The 20,936-nt window shown below is 48.6% G+C and carries 15 protein-coding genes; 5 read left to right on the plus strand and 10 right to left on the minus strand.

All coding sequences use genetic code 11. The features are described from left to right. Nucleotides 1-50: 50 nt before the first annotated feature. Both FCL45_RS15915 and glmS read right to left on the minus strand, forming a co-directional pair. The gene (locus FCL45_RS15915; protein ID WP_136798279.1) at nt 51-1,217 is read right to left on the minus strand and encodes an exo-beta-N-acetylmuramidase NamZ family protein; all 1,167 of its coding nucleotides are present in this window, start codon (nt 1,215-1,217) and stop codon (nt 51-53) included. Between the two features lie 227 nt (nt 1,218-1,444). After that, a complete protein-coding gene (glmS, locus tag FCL45_RS15920; RefSeq protein ID WP_136798280.1) occupies nt 1,445-3,286 on the minus strand; it encodes a glutamine--fructose-6-phosphate transaminase (isomerizing) in 1,842 nt (613 codons plus the stop codon). A 220-nt stretch (nt 3,287-3,506) separates the two neighbouring features. Between glmS and pyrE the strand changes: the two genes are divergently transcribed. The 3 genes from pyrE (at nt 3,507) to FCL45_RS15935 (ending at nt 5,079) form a co-directional block, all read left to right on the plus strand. Continuing rightward, a complete protein-coding gene (gene pyrE, locus FCL45_RS15925; RefSeq protein WP_136798281.1) occupies nt 3,507-4,058 on the plus strand; it encodes an orotate phosphoribosyltransferase in 552 nt (183 codons plus the stop codon). A gap of 6 nt (nt 4,059-4,064) precedes the next feature. After that, a complete protein-coding gene (locus tag FCL45_RS15930) occupies nt 4,065-4,235 on the plus strand; it encodes a dual CXXC motif small (seleno)protein (RefSeq protein WP_167495809.1) in 171 nt (56 codons plus the stop codon). A 328-nt stretch (nt 4,236-4,563) separates the two neighbouring features. Beyond that, nucleotides 4,564-5,079 (plus strand): zinc ribbon domain-containing protein, encoded by a 516-nt coding sequence (locus FCL45_RS15935; protein ID WP_136798282.1) that lies wholly within the window; start codon nt 4,564-4,566, stop codon nt 5,077-5,079. Here the strand turns inward: FCL45_RS15935 and hflX are convergent. The 5 genes from hflX to lon form a co-directional block, all read right to left on the minus strand. Then, the gene (gene hflX, locus FCL45_RS15940; protein WP_228721347.1) at nt 5,058-6,605 is read right to left on the minus strand and encodes a GTPase HflX; all 1,548 of its coding nucleotides are present in this window, start codon (nt 6,603-6,605) and stop codon (nt 5,058-5,060) included. The genes FCL45_RS15935 and hflX overlap by 22 nt on opposite strands. A 110-nt stretch (nt 6,606-6,715) precedes the next feature. Continuing rightward, nucleotides 6,716-8,575, minus strand: a complete 1,860-nt coding sequence (locus FCL45_RS15945; protein ID WP_176360056.1) for a hypothetical protein — start codon at nt 8,573-8,575, stop codon at nt 6,716-6,718. A gap of 13 nt (nt 8,576-8,588) precedes the next feature. Continuing rightward, a complete protein-coding gene (locus tag FCL45_RS15950; RefSeq protein ID WP_136798284.1) occupies nt 8,589-10,235 on the minus strand; it encodes an NAD+ synthase in 1,647 nt (548 codons plus the stop codon). A gap of 133 nt (nt 10,236-10,368) precedes the next feature. Beyond that, complete coding sequence (gene mltG / locus FCL45_RS15955; protein ID WP_228721348.1) at nt 10,369-11,412, minus strand: endolytic transglycosylase MltG; 1,044 nt, start codon at nt 11,410-11,412, stop codon at nt 10,369-10,371. A 32-nt stretch (nt 11,413-11,444) separates the two neighbouring features. Next, nucleotides 11,445-13,871: an endopeptidase La gene (gene lon, locus FCL45_RS15960; protein WP_136798317.1), complete on the minus strand. Its 2,427-nt coding sequence runs from the start codon at nt 13,869-13,871 to the stop codon at nt 11,445-11,447. 382 nt (nt 13,872-14,253) lie between these two features. Between lon and FCL45_RS15965 the strand changes: the two genes are divergently transcribed. Then, complete coding sequence (locus FCL45_RS15965) at nt 14,254-15,057, plus strand: LbetaH domain-containing protein (protein ID WP_136798285.1); 804 nt, start codon at nt 14,254-14,256, stop codon at nt 15,055-15,057. A gap of 271 nt (nt 15,058-15,328) precedes the next feature. Further along, entirely contained in the window at nt 15,329-16,180 is an 852-nt protein-coding gene (gene proC, locus FCL45_RS15970; RefSeq protein WP_136798286.1) for a pyrroline-5-carboxylate reductase, read from the plus strand. Between the two features lie 87 nt (nt 16,181-16,267). Here the strand turns inward: proC and FCL45_RS15975 are convergent, their stop codons facing one another. The 3 genes from FCL45_RS15975 to sucD all read right to left on the minus strand — a co-directional run bounded on the left by FCL45_RS15975 (nt 16,268) and on the right by sucD (nt 20,916). Further along, nucleotides 16,268-16,498: a hypothetical protein gene (locus tag FCL45_RS15975; RefSeq protein WP_136798287.1), complete on the minus strand. Its 231-nt coding sequence runs from the start codon at nt 16,496-16,498 to the stop codon at nt 16,268-16,270. A 318-nt stretch (nt 16,499-16,816) separates the two neighbouring features. Continuing rightward, entirely contained in the window at nt 16,817-19,951 is a 3,135-nt protein-coding gene (locus tag FCL45_RS15980) for an NAD-glutamate dehydrogenase domain-containing protein (RefSeq protein ID WP_136798288.1), read from the minus strand. Nucleotides 19,952-20,040: 89 nt separating this feature from the next. After that, nucleotides 20,041-20,916, minus strand: coding sequence for a succinate--CoA ligase subunit alpha (sucD, locus tag FCL45_RS15985; protein WP_136798289.1), 876 nt, complete (start codon nt 20,914-20,916; stop codon nt 20,041-20,043). Nucleotides 20,917-20,936: the final 20 nt, after the last annotated feature.

Genomic DNA, 20,936 nt, shown 5'->3' on the forward strand with positions numbered 1-20,936 from the left:
GTATGGATAATCTCGTCGCCAAGATTTTTTATGTAGATACGAAGCTCAGTCTAGTACAGAAAGTATTTCTGGCGCATCTCATCGTACTGAGTCAGTTCCTGTCGCCACTCTGCTTCGATCTCCAGCAAAGCTTTATCCGTTTCCAGTGCTTTTCTCACAGCCTGACTGCCGATAATCAAATCCATTGGCAATCGTGTAAACTCATACTCATACGGTGGTTCTTTGTAAGAGAAACTTTCAGGATAAAGCCCAAACGAGGCCTGTAACAGGGCCAGACTTGTTCTATAAGGCAGAAAAGCAGAAGGATCTGTAATGTGTATCTGAAAACCGTTGCATACCTGCCTGGCGAACTTACCAGAAGTGGGTTCAAAAGCGAGTTCCCTGAGATAACAGCCAGGCAGCGGAATATCCTTAACTGCATCCAGCATTTCACCACATTTCCAGAACGGTGCGCCAACGAGTTCAAAGGGGAGCGTCGTGCCACGCCCTTCCGAAACATTGGTACCCTCCCAGATTACCTGACCTGGATAAACCAACGCGGTCTCCGGCGTCGGCATATTCGGTGATGGAAATACCCATGGGAAGCCTGTGTCACGGAAGAACATATCCCGCTTCCAACCGTCCATGGCGATCACTTCCAGATCAGCGCCTAAGGAAAACTCCTGGTTCATCATCATGGCCAGTTCGCCAAAAGTGAGGCCATGCCGCATGGGGATGGGATACAACCCCACGAATGATGCCCATTCGGGCTCAAGGATATTACCCTCGACAACTTTCCCGCCAACCGGATTCGGTCTATCGAGCACCACAACCTTTTTACCCAGTTTAGCGGCCCATTCAAGGCAATAGGCCATGGTATACATGAAAGTGTAGACCCTGGTTCCCACATCAACGATATCGATGAGCAGCACATCTATTTGCGCGTACTGCTCTTCGTTCGGTTCCCGGCTGTCGCCATAAAGGCTATACACCATCAGACCCGTCGCAGGGTCCAACTGATGACCTGACTCGATCATGTTATCCTGCTTCTCAGCAAAAAAACCGTGCTGGGGCGAGAACAGGCAGGTCATCTGACCCGGGAAGGCCTTTTGTAGATGAAATCTACTGTGAACCAGATCCGATGCGGTGGACGCCTGATTGGATAACAGTCCGATTCTCGCCTCCTTCAGCCATTCAGGCGGACTTTCGATAATTTTTTCTAGACCTATCTGCACCATTGGGGAAAAATTCCAGCTCCGATTATTTTAAGATATGAGTAACTCAGTGTAAAAAAGCAGTATAATAATTGCGCTTGCTTCAAATGTCAAAACGTTGTGAGGTTTACAGCCAATACGCAATACAGATCTCAAGGCGAAAATCGCACCTCTTCAAACGACAAGAGGCGAAGTGTACTCACCCCGCCTCTTGTCATATTTGGCCCGAAACGCCATTTATCCGAGACCGCTTACTCCACGGTCACACTCTTTGCGAGGTTTCTCGGCTGATCTACATCGCAACCCCGCCGATTGGCAATCTCATAACTCAGCAACTGGGCCGGTATGGTGTAGAGCAGCGGGTTCATCTCCTCATGGACTTCTGGCATATAAATCACATCATCGGTGATGTTTTTCAGATGGTCATCACCTTCTGTGCCGATCAGGATCAGACGCCCCTGCCGCGCCTTGATCTCTTCGACATTTGAGATGCTCTTTTGATATACGGCATCTTTGGGAACAAGGGCCAGAATCGGCATATCCTTGTCGATCAGCGCTATTGGCCCATGCTTAAGCTCTCCTGATGCATACCCTTCGGCATGAATGTATGATAACTCTTTGAGTTTCAATGCACCTTCAAGCGCGATCGGATAACTCAAGCCCCGGCCTACAAAGAGAAAGTCACGTGCGTCATAAAAGGTCTCGATAAGCTCTGCGATCTGGTTCTGCATTTTTTTGAGATCACGGCCAATCACCGCAGCCACGTCGATGAGAGCCCTGCCGAGTTCGAGGCTTTTCTCGAGACTGACGGTACCTTTCAGCTGACCCAGTTGCAGAGTAAGCAGGAATAATGCCGCCAGCTGGGCAGTGAAAGCCTTGGTGGAAGCAACACCAATCTCAGGGCCTGCATGGGTATACACAGTGCCGTCCGCCTCACGCGTCATGGTGGAGCCAACAACATTGCAGATGGTGATAACCTTTGAACCAAGTTGTTTGGCTATCCTGATGCCGGCCAGGGTGTCTGCCGTCTCACCCGACTGGGAGATAGAGATAGTCATCACACGTTCATCGATAACCAGATCCCTGTACCTGAATTCGCTGGCAATATCCACATCGACAGGGATACGGGCATATTTCTCTATCCAGTATTTGGCAACCAGTGCAGCGTGCCAGGAAGTTCCGCAGGCAACCAGAAAGATCCTGTCGATCTTGGTCACATCCTCACTGGTCAGGTTCACCTCAGGGATAAATACTTCGCCGGTTTCAGGGTTAATCCTGCCGCTCAGGGTGTTGGTGATAGCCTGCGGTTGCTCATATATCTCTTTCAACATGAAATGCTTGTATCCGGCTTTTTCCGCCATAGCCGCATTCCACTCGATGATCTTAACCTCTTTCTCTACTTCAGCGCCGGTTTCCAGTGAACTGACTGCATAGCTGGAGGCGGTGATTACTGCCATTTCCATATCTTCCAGAAAGACTACCTTATTGGTATACGGCAGCAGCGCAGGGATATCCGAGGCCATCAGCATACCATTGTCTTCACTCACGCCAAGTACCAGCGGGCTCTGATTTCTGGCGGCAATCAAGGTGCCTGGTTGCTTGGCCCAGAGAACACCGAGCGCAAAGGAACCGTCCACAAGCTTCAAGGCAGCCTTTACAGCTTCGACTAAATCATCTTTTAAATGTTCTTCTATGAGGTGAGCAAGAACTTCTGTGTCTGTCTCGGAGCTGAAAACATGCCCCTTGCTCTTCAGGTCTTCGCGCAGGGAATGATAGTTTTCAATTATGCCGTTATGAACCACGACGAGGTCACCACTGCAATCACTATGGGGATGGGCGTTCTCCTCTGTTGGCGCTCCATGGGTCGCCCAACGGGTATGTCCGAGCCCTATATGCGCCTTGGCAATAATTGCATCATCAATCCGATTCTCGAGATTTACCAGCTTTCCTTCAGCGCGGTGTTTAATCAGTCTGCCGTCTTGAAGATAGACAACGCCTGCTGAGTCATAGCCTCTGTACTCCAGCCGCCTTAACCCCTCAAGGATAACTGGAACTACACGCTTAGGCCCTGTATATCCAACAATTCCGCACATACTATCTCCTTGTGATCTATTCTAAGGTCTTGTTTCGATACCGATTTTTCGAATTTCAGCCTGACAGGCTGATACAATAGACTACCATGATCTTTTTATGCAAGGCACGGTTTTTCTTTCCAGCAGGACTAAAACGCGCTAATGTGCTAATTTTATCTACGTCGTTCCGACGAATACAATTTACCCGCTAAGACAATTCAAACGAAGGATTCCCATCCCCATGACTGACAGACAGCGTCTAAAAGAGATATTACTGGAAAAATCATACCGTAAAGGCACTTTTACCCTCACCTCCGGCAAAACATCAGATTTTTATATTGATGGCAAGCAGACCACGCTCAGTGCCGAAGGTGCCTACCTGTGCGGTAAGCTGTTAATGGAACTCGTCTACAACAGCGGCGAAAACATAGAAGCAATTGGCGGCATGACCCTTGGTGCAGATCCGCTTGTAACCGCCGCATCTGTAGTGAGTTTTCTGGAAGAAAAGCCAATTCCCGCTTTTATCGTAAGAAAAGAAGCTAAAGGACACGGTACCGGCAATTACATCGAGGGTCTCAATAATATGCCAGAAGGCTGTACTGTAGCCCTGGTGGAAGATGTGGTAACCACAGGCGGCACCCTTATAAAAGTAATTGAGCGTGTTGAAGCTCAGGGCTTTAAAGTAGGGTTGGTCGCTACAGTCGTTGAACGCCAGGAAGGTGGCGTTGAAGTGCTGGAAAAAGCAGGATATCGCCTCGAATCCATTTTCACTAAAGAGGAGCTGCTGAGCTAAAGCCAAATGAAATGCCGTAAGTGTTCAGCAAAACTGGAAGTACACCGTATGTGCCGCAGAGTGCGGATGCGGTGTACAGGCTGCAAAACAGAATACCAAATCCATGAAGTAGCCAGCGATCTCGATGAAGAGACAGAAGAGCTGCTGGCCCGCTACACCTCGATCGTCTACGATTGAGCCCCCGCCCGGCAAGTCATCTGCCACTTTAAGCCCCTTTGGGGTCTTCCCAGGCAGATGACTTCAAACCTTTTCAATTTTCGCATACGCACTTTTTTTATCTCCCCGGGTATGTGGTCTCAAAGGCATTTTCTCTTCCTGCAATTCACCTCTATTTATTTGATATAAAAAACGATTGCGTTAAGACAGACAACAGACCATAATGGTTGTCAGGATTCAACTTTTCTTTATCTGTAAACAGTCTGCAACATCAAAGGCAATTCATTGTAATCGCTTGCAAAAACGGCAACACATTTCTGCAGGCAGAATATCAAGGTTATAGATAGAAGTGAAAAAGAGTCAGCCTAATACAGCACATCAGGCCACCAAAGAGACAATGAAGGCCTACGTGAACGAGGATGGTCACACAACTTTAGTTTGCCCTGAATGCAATGCAGTCAAATCAGTATCTGCAGAGCAGTACAGAGGATGGCTTCATAACCTTAAAGTCCGCTGCAACTGCTCCCATGTCTTTGTGGTCAACCTCGATTTTCGACAAACATTCAGACGGGAGACGAATCTCTTTGGTTCATACAGCCTCCTTCCTCCTGCCTCAGGCAATGGAGAAGCCCAAATCAAAAATCTCTCCCTTAATGGTTCCAGTTTCCTTATTTCCAATGGAATGAGAGGCCTTGAGGTCGGTAGCCGGGGTCGCCTCGATTTCACATTGGACGACAAAAAGAAAACCAGGCTCATCCGGGAATTTGTCGTCCAGCATCTCGAGGGCAACGCTGTAGGCTGCAGATTCAGAAAAGACCAGGCCTTTGAAAAAGAGCTTGGCTTCTATCTTCGATTTGGCCCGTAACCCTGTAGCCCCTTGCCCATCATCCGCTCTGCCTCCTGCAGGAACGGGGCGAGCGTCTCTGATTGGATAGCACTCACCAGCACACCTTCGCGCTCACACTCCGTCCGTATCATCTCCGGGTTCTCAATCCGATCCAACTTGTTGAACACTTTGAGGATTGGAATAGAATTCAGCTCCAGTTCACTAAGCAGGCTCTCAACGACCCTGACGTGCTCATGATAATTGGGGTTGGATACATCAATAACGTGTACCAGCAGATCTGCTTCCTGCAACTCCTCCAGGGTAGCCATAAATGCCTGAATCAGATCCTCGGGAAGATTGCGGATAAAGCCCACAGTGTCAGTAATGATCACCTCCATGTCGGTGGGAAAGCGCAATCTACGACTGGTGGGATCGAGAGTGGCAAAGAGTTTATTCTCGGCCAGGATATCTGAGTTGGTAAGGGTATTTAATAAGGTCGATTTGCCAGCGTTGGTATAACCAACCAGGGAAATGACTGGCAGGTCCTTTTTTCTCCTCTGGGAGCGACGGCGATACCGTTCCCTGCTGACATTTTTCAACTCTTTAGCCAGCCTCGCCAACCTGTCATTGATACGTCTGCGGTCGATTTCCAGCTTTGTTTCGCCCGGACCTCTGGCACCAATACCGCCTGTCAGCCTGGAAAGCGCATCATCTCTGGAGGATAGCCGGGGCATCATATATTTCAGCTGTGCCATTTCCACCTGGAGCTTTCCCTCTCTGCTCATCGCTCTGTGGGCGAATATATCAAGAATGAGCTGGGTTCGATCGATTACCCTGAGATCCGTGAAATCTGTTATTGATCGTATCTGGGACGGATTCAACTCCTGGTTGAATATGAGCAGATTGGCGTCCAGCTGCAGAGCGAGGATCATAATGTCGGCGAGCTTGCCCCTGCCGAGAATTGTCCTGGGATTGACCACACGCCTTCTCTGCAGCACCGTCTCCAGTACTTCGACATCGTCAGTTCTGGCCAATTCCACCAGCTCATTCATCGACTCCTGAGCCTGCATCTTCGATTCAGTACTGACGCTGACCAGTATTGCTCTGTCCTTGCCGGTTTCAACCTTACGTACCTTGTGGGCGCGGGAGAATTCAGCTTCGAGAGCAGCAACCAGATTTTCAAAACTTTCTGTCTGGGCCGCAGGGTGTACCGGAGGCAGAAAAATCCAGTTTCTGCCGTCTTCCCGCTTGTTAGGCACCAAATGTACGGAATACAAACGCTCAGGCAACCCATCATCGGTAATCTTTAATACAGAGAGCAGATCGAGCCTGAGGAACAGCAAATCCATCAAGTCCTCGTCACTTATGTCCTCACCAGCCAAATGGGTATGGACAAGACGGACACCACGCAACCGGCCACCTGAGCTTCTCAGATGGGAGAGTTGTGGAATCAGGATGGATGAAAAACTACCGACAATTACTGTCTCAATTTTTCCCGATCGATGAATGAGAATACCAACCTGACGGTTGAGTTCCTGTGAGATCTGGCACAAAGTACGTGCCATTTCTGAAGAGATTATCACCTCTCTAGGGACGCGCTTACTGCCAAGGCGTTCAAGAACCTTAAGCTGGTTCTTCTTCAGACCTTCTATATTACCTGTAACGATACCTATGACTATTCTCCTGCGTAATCAGAGTGAATTGGTGCTTTTTCCGTTCCTTCGGGGGCCGGCACCGAGACTTTTGCCTTAGTGCTTCTCTCGCACACCATGCCGGCCTTGTAGGTTTTCCAGATCGGGTCGGAATAGGAATCATGACAATCCACACACAACCCGACCCGTAGTATTTTATCCAGCTCTGCTTTATTAAACGGTCGAACGTTATGGCGGGAACCATGCTGTAACTGTTCACCATCTATGGTCACCCAGGCATCAAACGGCACCGTGCGCCCACTGGTTGTCATTACACCCTGCTCAACCCCTGAAAATTCGAGTTTGCCGTCCTTCTCATATATTTTTCCTTCCCCCAGCCCGACTGTCTTGGGGGATGAATGGCAATCAACGCAATTGCGACCTTTTTCCTGGGTAGTATGGGGATTAATAGCAGCCATGGTGAACCTGTTGAACCCTCCCGCGTCGTCGCCGTCTTCATCAACCAGAGTGACTATATCCTGGCAACCCGGAGTGACTATCACGACCTCATCTTCCCATATTCCAAGCATGGGCTTCTCGTAGCGTATATACGACCGGCCTTCTTCCCACATGCCGGACGTCTCTTCTAGCGTCAGCTTATCGAGATGTTTCTTACGCTGATCCTGCTTTACGTGACAACCATAACACTGCGGTACCCAGGTTGAGTGACACGACTCACAGGTGACCCTCTTATGCGGCTCAAAATCACATACACCGGGTTTAGGGCCATTGAGCGGCCGAATGCGATCATCAATTTTACCCTGCAGGGCAACTTTACCATCTGCATCAACCAGATTATTCAGTTTATCCCCCTTTCGGGTGGTACCTGGCGAGTCAGAATGGCAGACGATACAGGAAATCTCCAGCTGGTCCTCGTAATGTGCGTAGCTGGTGCCATCCCCCATAATCTCATTTCTGGTATGACAATCGATACACTGCATTCCTTTGCGGTGATGGACATCGTCGGCAATTTCAAGGTAAAAGCGGGCACCCGGCAGCTGCTTACTGCTCATGCCACCTTTCTCAAACGGAGCGCCATACCCTTCTGACTCGAAAATGCCAATATATGATAAGCCGATGCGCCCGGATCGATTATGACAGCGAATACAGTTAGTCTGATCTACGGCGGCGGTTATGAGCGGGTGGGGTTTCTTCTCTTTGTCTTTCTTTTCCCTCACCATATCATCGCCCTGAAGGCTTTGAACCGTCTCTACGGTTTCGGCGGGTTTCTGAAAATGACAGGCTGTACAGCCCCCGCCCTTTTCGTTAAAGAAATCAGGGGCACCCGGGAGATCATTTTTTTGCTTCCATAAATGGCAGGTGGCACACAGCTTTCTGTAATAGTCGAGTGCGAGAGAGGTCTCACCGCTCTCCAGTAATTGCTCCACTGTCAGATCGGTATCCTGGGAATCTGATTCGCCCCAGTAATAGAGCAGAGTACCGAGAATACCGCGATTAGTCGCCATAAGTGAGTTTTTCACCTTATGAGCATCTGTAGGATGGCAGCCCTCAACAGAACATGTTTTTTCTATGGTCCTGAGGTCACCCGGGTTTATCACCATGCCAGCGTGGGCTTTTTCTTTGGTGATAGCAAGCGGGTCGCCAAGATGACACGGTGCACAACCTATCATCCTGGCATCGTGAAAAGTATCGAGTTTGACATCCTCATGGCAGGAAAGGCACATATCCACCGAACCTGCGGCAGTTAAATAGAGCTGGTCAGGCCGTTTCAACCCAACCTCCTGTATCACAAAAAACGCCAACACTCCAAGAAGCAGAATAAGTGCAACGACCGGCCCCCGCACTCCTTTACTTAATATTTTTTTGGTATGATTTGCTGGCATCGTTGCGATTACTCTAGCCTCGATATCTTTGAGTGGTCGGGTACCTTCTACCGCATCCGAAGGCCTTGGTGGTCACCTTGAGTCCCATGGGCGCCTGCTTACGTTTATACTCATTAATGCGCACCCGATGAATAATATCGTGCACCACAGCCTCAGCATAACCAAGATCGATAATTTCCGTGATGCCCTTCCCCTCTTCCAGGTAAAGCTCGAGAATAGCGTCGAGTATCTCGTATGGCGGCAAATCATCCTGATCGAGTTGATCAGGCTTCAGCTCTGCGGAGGGCGGCTTTTCGATTATACGCTCCGGTATGATCTCCCGCGCAATGTTCACAAAACGCGACAGCTCATATACAAGCTGCTTGGGAACGTCGGATATCACCGCAAGCCCACCGCTCATGTCTCCATACAGGGTACAGTATCCAACCGCCATTTCACTCTTGTTGCCAGTGGTCAGCAACAGATGCCCGAACTTGTTTGACAGAGCCATCAATAAATTGCCGCGGATCCGCGCCTGAAGATTCTGCTCGGTAAGATCGTGTTCAAAATCGGCAAATAATGGCGACAGACTTTCTTTAAACTGATCAAACAGCGGGGCAATGGGTATAATTTCAAAGCTGCAGTCAAGATTTGCTGCAAGCTGCCGGGCATCTTCAAGTGACTCACGGGAGCTGTAGGGCGATGGCATCGCTACACCAAGCACGTTTTCTTTCCCCAGGGCTGCAACTGCAAGCGCCGCAGTCAAGGCAGAGTCTATTCCCCCTGAAAGTCCAATCACAGCTGATTTGAATCCACACTTGGTAACGTAATCCCGAACTCCCAGCACCAACGCATCGTATACTGTGCTGATGGTCGGCGGATCGACCTGGGCGTGCATATCTCCACGCCAGTTATCAGTATCAACAATCACCATATCCTCGGCAAAGCCAAGCGACTGGGCAACCACCTCACCTTTTTGGTCCATGGCCAGACTGCGGCCATCGAATATCAGGGAATCCTGCCCGCCCACCTGGTTACAGTAGAGGAAGGGAGTCTGATAATCATTGCAGTAGCGCTTAAAGATTGAGCGACGGGTGTCCTCTTTGTCTCGCTGGAAAGGAGAGGCGCTGATGTTGATCATCCCGCTCAGCTTAACCCCTTGTTCATTCGCCTTGTTATGGATTTCGGCCAACGGATCAACTGTATAATCATGCACTTCATGATGCCAGACATCTTCACAGACGGAAACACCGAAAAAGTGACCATCCAACTCATACAGTTCAGACGGGGAACCGGGCTCGAAATATCGTGTTTCGTCAAAAACGTCGTAGGATGGAAGAAGCTGCTTGTGTGCCTTGAAAACAACCTCGCCGTTTCGAACAACAACTGCGGAGTTATAAAGCGGTTTACCCCCCCCTCCAATCCTTTGTTCTATGCAACCAAACATAACGTCGATCGCCGGCAAAGAATTAATGAGAGCCACTTTAGCCTTTTCATGATCGCGGACAAAGGACTGACGTTCCAGCAGATCCTGCGGGGGATAGCCTGAAATTGCCAATTCAGGAAAAACAACCAGTTTACAGCCTTTGATGTATGCCTCCCCGGCATAATCAATCATTTTCTGGCAGTTGGCGGGGAAGTCCCCAAGGACCGGATTTATTTGAACAAGAGCAATTTTCACCTTTTACTCCAAACTCCATCATTATCTGCCATACAGGAGAACAAAATCCACTTCATTTTCACTCTACTATGAAAAGAAGAGAACCCGTCACGCCCGACCTTGCAGTTGCATCTCAATCTTTACAGGTTTTGAACTATTTTTTCCGCTGATATTTTTGTACAGCCCGGTTGTGATCTCTGAGATTTGTCGAAAATTGATGAGTTCCGTCATTTTTCGAAACAAAATACAGATACTTGGTTTCAGCCGGATTCAAAACAGCATGCAGCGCGTCTTTCCCCGGGTTGGCTATGGGGCCAACCGGCAATGCAGGTATAACATAAGTATTATAGGGCGTGGTTGCCCTCAGTTGCGATCTGGTGATGGGACCGTTGGCACCCTCTACACCATACACAACCGTCGGATCAGACTGCAGACGCATGCCTTTTTGGAGTCGGTTATGAAAAACCCCGGCAATCAGTGGTCTCTCGGATGGCGCCCCGGTCTCTTTCTCCACTATGGAAGCGAGGGTGACCGTATCGGCCATATCAGGTGCGGAAGCGAGATCTTTTGTCAACTCGCCCCAGATTGTATGAAAACGTTTGACCTGCATTTCGATGAGCTTACGGGGGCCATGTTTACTGCGGGTCAGATAGTAGGTATCCGGGTAGAGGTATCCTTCCAGAGAAGGCATCTCACCGAGCCCCAGTTCCTCTATAAAAGAAGGATCTCGCGAGAGCTTGATATATTCATTGGCCTCACACCACCCCTGACCGGCAAAGATTTCAGCAATTTCTTCAATTTTCAAACCTTCCGGGATGGTAACGCTGTGCTGGAGAGGAACAGCTTGAACCAGAAGGTCAATCACTTCGAGGGGATTTTTCCCGGTGGCAATGGCAAACTCTCCTGCCCTGAGTTTGCCTGAGACGCCAAGGATCCTGGTAAAGATCAGGAACCGGATATCGTCCTTGATCAGACCTGATTCTCCGAGAATGGCACTGATTCCGCGTACGGAAGTTCCGGGTGGAATATCGATGATAACCGAATCTGTCTTGATATCGGTGTTGCGGCCCATCGCATAACTGCCAAGCCAGACAACTATGCCAATGGTGATAAGAGATAGAAAAAGGGTCGTCCAGAGGACGACCCTTTTAAATAGTCGGAATGTTGTTTTCGGGCTACGTTCTGTAATTTCGTTCACTGCTTATCGTAACTGGAATCCGTTGCTTTAAATTACTTCTTACCGGTGGAAGCCTTCTTGGTACCGGGAGTGGCCTTGGTTTTGGCTTTGGCTTTTGCTTTTGCTTTTGCTTTAGTTTTGCCAAAAGCAATCTTCACCACCTCATCCATATCCTTTACAGGGAAAAAGTCCATCTTGTCGCGAATATCCTGAGGAATATCTGCAAGATCCTTTTTATTCTGCTCAGGTATAATCACCTTGTCGATACCAGCTCTCAGAGCAGCCAGGGCCTTTTCTTTCAGACCACCGATTGGCAGAACCCTGCCCCGTAGAGTCACCTCACCGGTCATGGCGAGTTTACCGACAACCTTCTCCTTTACAATCGCAGAATAGAGCGCTGTTGCCATGGTAATACCGGCAGATGGCCCGTCTTTCGGAATAGCTCCTGCAGGAACGTGAACATGAAGATCAATCTTATCGAAGTAATCCTCAGCAACTTTCAGATCTTCTGAGCGGCTTCTGCAATACGTGAGCGCTGCCTGGGCAGACTCTTTCATCACATCGCCAAGCTGGCCTGTAAGGGTAAGTTTTCCTTTACCGGGCATCAGGTTAACTTCGATCTGCAGGATTTCCCCACCAACTTCTGTCCAGGCCAGACCGGTAACAAGACCGGGCTGCTCCAATCTCTCGATCTCAGACTCCGGAATGGTCTTTGGTGGTCCAAGGTACTTATCGATGTTATTCTTGCTCACGGTGTACGGTCCGCGTCCACCTTCAGCAACCTTACGGGCAACTTTTCGACAGACTTTACCGATTTCCCGCTCAAGATTTCGCAGGCCCGCCTCATAGGTGTAGTGAGTGATTACCTGCTGCAAGGTCTCATCAGTCATTCGCATGTGTGAGGGCTTCAGACCATTTTCCTTGAGCTGTCGCGGCAACAGATACTTGCGGGCGATAACTGTCTTTTCCTCAAGGGTGTATCCGGAAAGTCTGATCACCTCCATCCTGTCCAGGAGTGGACCGGGGATGGTATCTGACATATTTGCCGTGGTGATAAACATCACCTTGGACAGGTCCAGCGGCAAATTGAGGTAATGATCGGAGAATTCTGAGTTCTGTTCAGGATCAAGTACCTCGAGCAGGGCCGACGATGGATCGCCCCGGTAATCTGAGCCGATCTTGTCGATCTCATCCATCATGAAAATCGGGTTGTTCGAAGCGACAGTCTTCAAGCCCTGTACGATACGTCCAGGCATTGCACCGATATAGGTACGTCGATGACCTCGAATCTCAGCCTCGTCACGCATACCACCGAGGGAGATACGATGAAACTTACGTCCCATTGCTCGTGCTATCGACTGACCGAGAGATGTTTTACCAACACCCGGAGGGCCTACAAAGCAGAGAATCGGGCCCTTGGTGGATTCGTTGAGTTTGCGAACAGCAAGGTACTCAAGAATACGTTCCTTGACCTTTTCCAGGCCATAGTGATCCTCATCAAGAACCAGCTTGGCCTCGACCAGATCAAGCCGGTCTGTGGTCGATTTATGCCAGGGAATATCGAGAATCCAGTCTATATACGTGCGGATGATGGTCGCCTCTGAAGAATCAGGGTGCATCATCTCCATACGACTCAGCTGCTTCTGCGCCTCTTTCTTCACGTCCTTAGGCATCTTGGTTTTCTTGAGTTTTTCCTCAAGTTCCTCGATCTCCTGGGCACGCTCGTCGGTATCACCAAGCTCTTTCTGGAGTGCATGAAGCTGTTCCCTGAGGAAATATTCCCGCTGGGATTTGCTCATTTCCTCTTTGGCGTCATTCTGAATCTTGGCCTGGACAGTAGAAACCTCAAGCTCTTTAGAAAGCAGCTGATTTACCAGCTTGAGACGCTTTACCGGGTCAACCTCCTCAAGAATCGCCTGTGATTCGACTATTTTCAGGCGCAGGTTTGAACCTACCAGATCAGCAAGACGACCTGGGTCCTCTATATTGTTGATGATCATCATCAGGTCTGCAGAGAGAATGCCGCGTAGAGACATAATTTTCTCAGTCTGCTCTCTGACCGTGCGCATCATCGCTTCGACTTCAACCGAAATTTCTTCAGCCTCTACATCCTCTATGACTTCAACTGCAACTTCATAGGACGGATCCGTACGGGTGTATTCCTTAATGCGTGCTTTCGACATCGCCTGTACCAGAACTTTCAAACGGCCATCCGGCATTTTCAGGGTCCGCATAACCATACACACCATACCTACGTCATACAGGTCATCTTCCTTAGGATCATCCTTTGTGGCATCCTTCTGGGTAACAAGCATGAGGAGCTTGTTTGAATTCAAGGCTTCATTCACAGCCTCCACAGATCCTGGACGACCCACAAATAGAGGAATGATCATGTAGTTGAAAACCACCACATCCCGTACTGCCATCATCGGCAGCACTTCGGGGATTTCCATGTCCTCATTACTTGAAAAATCATCCATGCTAATGCTCAAAGAATCATTAAATTCCACACATACCTCCTGACAGCACTGCCGAACCTCGGGTCTGAACAGGCCAGTTCACTTTTTATGAAAAAGGCAGGGTAACCCTGCCTTTTTCACTCCTGATTCAAAATATATTTTACATAATATAAATATGCTATCTCAAAACAGCCGAAAAAACTAAACATCTGAAATACATTGTCAAGACATGATTCTGAAATCATTTTACTGTTTTGCATTTTTACTTGAACTCAGGCCCGATTTTTATGATAGTTTGATCTTAGCCGACCGACCTTTCACTAATTTTGCCGTAACCAATCGATTATTCAATCATCTATACAATCACAGTTTACCGTTAATTTTAACTCGGAGAAACGGACACATGCTCAACGCAGAATCACTTTTTGACCTCTCTGATTTCACATACGCCGATGTATTTATTCAAAACGACTATGCCTGGGTTGCACTCAACAATCTCAAAAGTTACATGGACTCAATACACTACCCGGAACTCAACAAAACTCTGGTTCCCGATGGTAAGCCTCTGGCTGAAACTATAATTCTACATGAAGGGAAATGCATTAGCGCAGATGAAATAGAGATAGTGTATGGAGATACCACCAAAGGCGGTCTGAAAGCAACCAGAAATAACGAAATTCTTGAAGGGGCCTCAGTTATTATGGCCGGTGCCATTCTTACAGGGGAGCGTATTGCCATTGGTAAAGGCGTACTTATCGAGTCCGGTGCAATGGTTAAGTCCCCCACAGTTTTAGACGACTGCTGCGAGGTGCGTCAAGGCGCTTATGTTCGCGGTTACTGCCTTGCCGGCAAGCGTTGTGTATTAGGCCATACCACCGAGATCAAACATTCCATTTTCCTGAATGACGCCAAAGCGGGCCACTTTGCTTATATAGGTGATTCCATTCTCGGAAATAACGCCAACCTCGGTGCGGGTACAAAATTTGCCAATCTGAAAATGATCAAAGGAAATGTTATCATACGCTGTAATGGAGACAGAATAGACACCGGTCGCCGAAAATTCGGCGCAATACTTGGAGATGAATGCCAAACTGGATGCAACTCCGTTACCAACCCGGGTACTATATTTGGTAAACAATGCATGCTCTTGCCCAACACAACCTCCCCGGCAGGATTTCACAAAGCCAAATCACTTATCCGCAAGTAGTTTCATCGGTATTTCAAAATATACCGATTTCTGAATCGGCCACATCCCCGCTCACGTCTGCACCCTGCGCAACTGAATAATAGCCTTTCACCAGGTTATTATTTAGTTGCTGTTTATAGGTATATCACTGACGGGTCATTCTTTTTACCTTGACGAAAATCTGTTGAACAACGTACATTAATCAGTAATTCCGCATATCCAGTAAATAATCCCTCCCCGAGCCAGTCAGCAGGTCCGGATTTTCCAATTCGCAACAAGGAGTAGTATTCGCATGTTAACTGATAAAAAAATTGGACTTATTGGCGGCGGCAATATGGCAGAAGCTCTCATCAGCGGGCTCGTTATGTCAAATGCCGCCCTTCCTGAAAACATCATCTGCTCCGATATCAGGCAGGAACCACTTGACGAGCTCAAGAAAAAGTATGGTGTCTGCACCACCACCGACAACCTCGAGGTGGCAAGAAGAGCCGAAATACTCATCTACGCCACCAAGCCGCAAATCCTTGCCACTGTACTCAAGGAAACTTCCGAAGTTCTCGATAAGAGCAAACTTATCATCTCCATCGCCGCAGGCGTTCCGCTGGCAGCAATTGAAGCTGGCCTGCAGAAAGAACTTCGTTTGATCCGGGTCATGCCCAACATCTGTGCCTTTGTTAAAGAAAGCGCCACAGCAATCGCAGCCGGCAAGTTTGTCGAGGATGGAGATATTGAATTGGCCAAGGCTATTTTCGATTCGGTGGGCATCAGTGTCTTCATCAAGGAGAACATACTGATGGATGCCTTCACCGGCCTGAGCGGTTCCGGACCTGCCTATGTCTTTCTCATTATCGAAGCAATGGCCGACGCCGGAGTCAAAATGGGACTTTCCCGCAAAGAATCTCTGCTGCTCTCCACCCAGACTGTTATGGGTTCAGCGAAACTGCTGCTGGAGTCCAATGAGCATCCGGGACAGCTGAAAGACCGTGTAACCTCACCGGGCGGTACCTCAATAGCAGGTATCCATACCCTGGAAAAGGGTGGTCTCAGGACTACAATCATGGATGCTGTCGAAGCGGCAACCAACAGGTCCAAAGAGCTAGGAGAAATGATGATTCAAAGCTTTATTGAATCAAACGGCAAATAATTTCACGTACAATTCTCCAAATTCAGCAAAAGGCCTGCAGATAGTACACACTGCAGGCCTTTTGTTGGTATACGGTCATTTTATTTCTCAGACGGAAATAGTCCTCATCCCTTCCCTGGTAATAAGTGACCGCATCCCTTCTGAGTCACTTTCGACCATTCCCATGCTGTTCATGATTTTGATAAGCTGACAGGTATCCTTGACACTCATGTTCAACCGCTTGGCAATGATACCCGACTCAACAACCTGTGGATGCTCGTTCCTGAGATTCTCCACCAGAATATTCAACACCTGCTGTTTGTTTGCTAAAACTGACATAAGCCTCACGCTATAAAACAAATAGTTATTCAAAGATGCGGCGAAACCAGCCCCACCGCACCGTCACCACTAATCACCCGTATCTGATCTGTTCGCTAACCCGAATTTCTCATCAGTACCGGCGGGCTCAGATCCAAAGTTTTCGGCTGTAAATCGTGTTGAACTGTTTTCACAGCCAAAACACTGAAGAATTTGGCGCCGCATGGTCTGACTTCTAGTGAGCATTCTGTCGAAATTATTATCCTTTTCGCTATTCCCAAAGAATTGAAAACGTATTGTCTTCTTCTATTTCAACAAAATGCTCATGAGCAAGTCGGGTTAAACCGCAAAGGGTTTATACAGCGCACCGGGGAACGAGTCGCTCACCTCCTTGAGATATTCTTGCCAATCAATTCCGAACCGATAGTATGCCATTGAGGCAATTTTCTTGGTCAGAATCGTGTTTCTATATGTTTGAAGCTCTTCCGAACTGAAAATTCTGAGTATCGAATCCCGTCCGAGAATTTCGATAAGACCTTTCGGGATGTAGTGCATGAGTACCTGCCAGACCAGTTCCTCGTCTGCCACAATTTCCTCAATCCGCTCGAAAAGTTCTTCCTGAAAGGCGAAAATCCGTTCACTGGTTCTCTCACTCAGGTCAAAAAGCGGCACCATCGGATCCTTGTCGTAATGCTCAAGCAGCATTTTCGCCTCTATCGAAGCATACCGTTCGACCAGTTCGATCATGTCCCGAATCAGCGCCCACCGGTTATCCACGTTGTCAAGAAGCTGCTCTTCATACGAATCCTGAAACAGGAAGGCCGTGAGAACCTCGGAGACAGAACTGCTGTACACCCCGCCCTTGTTGGCAGAAGAATCCTTGATCTGCTGAATATCGGTGGTGAGGGCAATATAGCGCCGGGCTACATCGTCAAAGAAAACGTTCGCTCCTTCCACGATAAACTTCAACTCCCTGAACAACTCCAGGAACTGTTTGACGTTGCCATGATTGATGGTGTCTTTAAAACCACCACAGGGAATGAAAACTGTGATATCTGCTTCTTCGATGTACTTCCTGTTCGCCGGATTCGAGAGGAAAGTCCGGTGGAACAGTGCTCCATCCTCAACCAGCGTACCATCGGGCAAAGTGACATTTGTGCTTCCCAGCGGCACCATAAAGCCCTTCTTGCTCAGCTTTTCAGTGGGGAAACCCAGAGAGTTGACTCGGGGATCGCTGTTTCGCATAAAACCGATCTTCATCAACTCTTTCTTGTCGAGCCCTTCAGGATCAAACAGGATGGAACCACCATCGATGATCAGACACACTTTACCCTTGTAACACTGGATCTCGTTGGCACCGAGGTCTCCATCCGGCCCACCGGTGATCATCAGATTGAGATTTTCCTCCTGTTCACCATAATGGCTGATCAGGCTGCGGAAGCTGCTCATCACCGAAGTAGTGGTCATACCGCTCAGCACGATCTTGCCGCCTATTCGCTGATAAATCTCGTCCATATCGTTGGTGACCATTACAGATTCACCATCAATCTGCAGATCGACACCTTCTTCGCCCCGATTAAAGAGGCCAAACAACTCGCCGCTGGCCAGAACTCCATAGGTATCATGGGGGATTCCTATGGACTTGCCAGTGGTAATCGTTCGCCAATAGGGATAGCCGCGCTCTTTGGCTCTCACAGCCACCGCATCCATGAGCGGCGCTGTACCCTCATCCGGCCCGAAGAAGATCAAATCCGGTTTACCGTAGTAATCGACTATGGAATCATCGAGTAGCATCAGGTCCATGATGCCCTCGGTGTAATCATAGAGAGCCTCCAGGCCGTAACCGGCATACTCAGGGTGAGGAACGACCACACCCTTTGAACCGCTCTCGCATATATCCTTATGCTTGAGTCGCTGAGCTTTCGGACCAAGGGCATAATTGAGCAGCACCGCGTTATCGAGCTCTGAATCGTAATTCGCCCTGGAAACCCGTATGAGTCGAAGACCGCCTCGGGCGATATCACCAGCTCGCAGGTGGGTACCGCTGGCATAATGGCCATTGACGTAAAAAATGCCAAAAACAAACTGATTGAAGACCAACGGATCGAGAATGGAGTTGTCGAAACGGAAACAGAAAGAGCGTTTCTCCTCCTTGTAAAAGTTGGTTTTCAAGGTGCAACTGACGATTTTGAACATGAACTTGAAAATGTCATATCCAAGACTGAAATCGATGAATCTGGAAGAAATAATTTTATCGTATTCAAGCCACTTCGCCTCAATCTCACCGTCCTTGAGCCGCTCCACTGCTCCTGGCTTGAATTTGCGTTCGAAAAGCGCATAGAGGAATTTGACCAGATCCAGGTTTTTGTTCACCATCTCGGTAATCAGCCGATCACCATAAATTGACTTATTTGAGCTCTGCAGCCTTTTGGCGAAAGCATCCTGGTGGTCTTTACTGGTCAGGCTCTCGAGAATCTCCCTGTCAGTGGCGTTTTCACTCTCCTTATAAATGAACAGATGAGTGAAATCGATGGCATTGCCACCAAAAAGCATCTCCTGATAGCTCAAATCTCCCGTAATATAGGCATCTTTAATATCACTTACTGAAAACGAGAGAAAACAGCGGAGATCGGCAAGCAGAGCGTTCTCCATGGTCCGGGTAAGCTCACCCTGAATATAGAGCGCACAGACCGATGAAGGGGTGCTTGATTTACTCAGGTACGGCTCCCAATAAGCTCGAACCAGGGTGAGGCCGTGGTCTTCAAGCAGCCTACGCAAAAGCGGCAACTGAGGCTTTTCAAAATCGCTGTTATACATCAAACGGGTTTCGCCGGTCTCAGGCAGGTTAAACACCTCAATATGGGGAACTACAGCTTTCTCACATTTTTTGAGAAAGCTTTCGTAACGTTTTCTGGTCGGCTCCGGAGTTATGGCATAATCCCCGGCAAGAGAAAACAGAAACCTTGAGCCGGTATACTGTTCCTTAGGAAAGTCGACTACTGTTTCAGGCCGAATGATATATGTGAAATATTTAGATTCAGGAGAGTAATAATATTCCCTGCGGTGCCCTGAAATCTGGTCTTCAAGCACCTCCTCCATCGAATCACGGGTCTCATCGGTGGCAATGCGAATCTTGCCGACGCTTTCCCCGTACGAGAGATCGAAATCGATATTGGCAACACGACCATAGAGAGTGACACTGCCCTCAACGATCTTGATACTTGTTGCGATTGATTTAAGCAGGTGGACAAGAGAGTCTTTCTGGATATGCTCGAAGAAGTAACGCGGCAATCCAAGATCCTCTAAAAATATACCTGCCGCGATATTAATGCAGTTTGCAGTAATCAACCCCTCCGTGGAGAGGTCAATTACTGCCTCATAAAGCAGCCGGGGATCGAGTCCGACCCCTTCTGCTTTTCTGATAATATCTGCTCCTTGAGCGACTGGTCCTGAAGTGTTGATAATCGTGTTCATGGTACCCTCCGGTAGAGTACTCTAAAAGTATCGTTATCCCGACACTGTTCAGTAAAAATGCAGCTTATTATTGATCAGCGACATTTTGATTACAGGCCGAATGTATCTTTACAAACCTGACCGATAAGGCCGAGGTTTTCACAAACGGTGATACCATTTTCGCGCATGGCCTCGATCTTCGCCTGGCCGGTACCGCTGCCACCGCTGATAATCGCGCCTGCATGGCCCATCCTGCGCCCCGGAGGAGCTGTCAAGCCCGCAATAAAACCGACAACTGGCTTGGTAACATGCTCATTAATAAAAGCTGCAGCTTCCTCTTCTGCATTACCGCCAATCTCGCCGACCATCACAATTCCCCTGGTTTCAGGATCGGCCTCAAAAGCTGACAGCACATCAATAAAATTGGTACCGTTTACCGGGTCGCCACCGATACCTATGCAGGTGGTCTGGCCAATACCGAGCTTGGTAAGCTGATCGACGACTTCATAAGTGAGTGTTCCTGAACGGGAAACAACCCCAACCGGACCGCCAGGCTTATGAATTGAACCCGGCATAATACCGATCTTGCACTCACCTGGAGTAATAATTCCGGGACAGTTCGGACCAATCAGCCTGCACGCTTTGCCTGCCATGAAGTTTTTCACTTTCAGCATGTCCATTACCGGCACACCTTCGGTGATCGCAATTATAAGCTCAACTCCACCATCAACCGCCTCCATGATGGCATCGGCACAAAAAGCTGGTGGCACAAAGATCATAGAGGTGTTGGCACCGGTTTGCACTACTGCTTCACGAACCGTATTGAAAACCGGAACACCATCCATCTCCTGGCCGCCTTTACCCGGTGTCACTCCGGCAACAACCCGGGTGCCATAGGCAATGCACTGACGGGTGTGAAACTGCCCTTCCCTGCCGGTAATACCCTGCACCAGCAGCTTTGTTTCCTTATTTACGAATATAGACACAACCTAACTCCCTGGTTCGA

Source organism: Desulfosediminicola ganghwensis (assembly GCF_005116675.2).
GTDB lineage: Bacteria > Desulfobacterota > Desulfobulbia > Desulfobulbales > Desulfocapsaceae > Desulfopila > Desulfopila ganghwensis.

What these genes read in the sequence shown, in the direction of transcription:
- FCL45_RS15915 (WP_136798279.1), bottom strand. Translation starts at nt 1,217, where the DNA reads ATGGTGCAGATAGGTCTAGAAAAAATTATCGAAAGTCCGCCTGAATGG.
- glmS (WP_136798280.1), bottom strand. Translation starts at nt 3,286, where the DNA reads ATGTGCGGAATTGTTGGATATACAGGGCCTAAGCGTGTAGTTCCAGTT.
- pyrE (WP_136798281.1), top strand. Translation starts at nt 3,507, where the DNA reads ATGACTGACAGACAGCGTCTAAAAGAGATATTACTGGAAAAATCATAC.
- FCL45_RS15930 (WP_167495809.1), top strand. Translation starts at nt 4,065, where the DNA reads ATGAAATGCCGTAAGTGTTCAGCAAAACTGGAAGTACACCGTATGTGC.
- hflX (WP_228721347.1), bottom strand. Translation starts at nt 6,605, where the DNA reads ATGGCACGTACTTTGTGCCAGATCTCACAGGAACTCAACCGTCAGGTT.
- FCL45_RS15945 (WP_176360056.1), bottom strand. Translation starts at nt 8,575, where the DNA reads ATGCCAGCAAATCATACCAAAAAAATATTAAGTAAAGGAGTGCGGGGG.
- lon (WP_136798317.1), bottom strand. Translation starts at nt 13,871, where the DNA reads ATGGATGATTTTTCAAGTAATGAGGACATGGAAATCCCCGAAGTGCTG.
- FCL45_RS15965 (WP_136798285.1), top strand. Translation starts at nt 14,254, where the DNA reads ATGCTCAACGCAGAATCACTTTTTGACCTCTCTGATTTCACATACGCC.
- proC (WP_136798286.1), top strand. Translation starts at nt 15,329, where the DNA reads ATGTTAACTGATAAAAAAATTGGACTTATTGGCGGCGGCAATATGGCA.
- FCL45_RS15975 (WP_136798287.1), bottom strand. Translation starts at nt 16,498, where the DNA reads ATGTCAGTTTTAGCAAACAAACAGCAGGTGTTGAATATTCTGGTGGAG.
- FCL45_RS15980 (WP_136798288.1), bottom strand. Translation starts at nt 19,951, where the DNA reads ATGAACACGATTATCAACACTTCAGGACCAGTCGCTCAAGGAGCAGAT.